The organism is Polaromonas sp. P1_G2 (assembly GCF_056405515.1).
The window spans coordinates 1-368 of sequence record NZ_JBFUBY010001681.1; the positions used below are offsets into that span (position 1 = coordinate 1).

The 368-nt window shown below is 64.7% G+C and carries 1 pseudogene; it reads right to left on the reverse strand.

What is annotated here, in order from left to right:
* A pseudogene (locus AC1D0P_RS32095) lies at window positions 1-368 on the reverse strand (amino acid dehydrogenase); the annotation flags it as partial.

Here is a 368-nt window from a genome sequence, read left to right on the forward strand (position 1 = left end):
CAGCCTCGCTCAGAGCCTTGTCACGCCCGGCCGTGGTTCGGAAAAGAATGCGAAAACCGTTGCGGTGGACGAGATCGCCTGCACCGGAACGCTCGATCAGCGGCCCATGTGTCGCGGTCGATTGAGCGATCAGGCCGGCCCAGGCCTGCGACAGAGCCCGGTGCCGCCCTGCTTGCGAATACCACCAATATCGGAGAAGCGGCCCGACATGGAACGGCAGCTCGCGGAAGGAGTAGACAACGTCGTTGCTGCGGCCGGTGGCGATGTTGAAGAGGTCGCCGATGCCGCGCGGCAGCGAATAGGGCTCGACGGCTTCGCGCTGAATGATGCCGGAATTGCCGTAGCTCGTTTCCTGCCCCGGCGCCTTC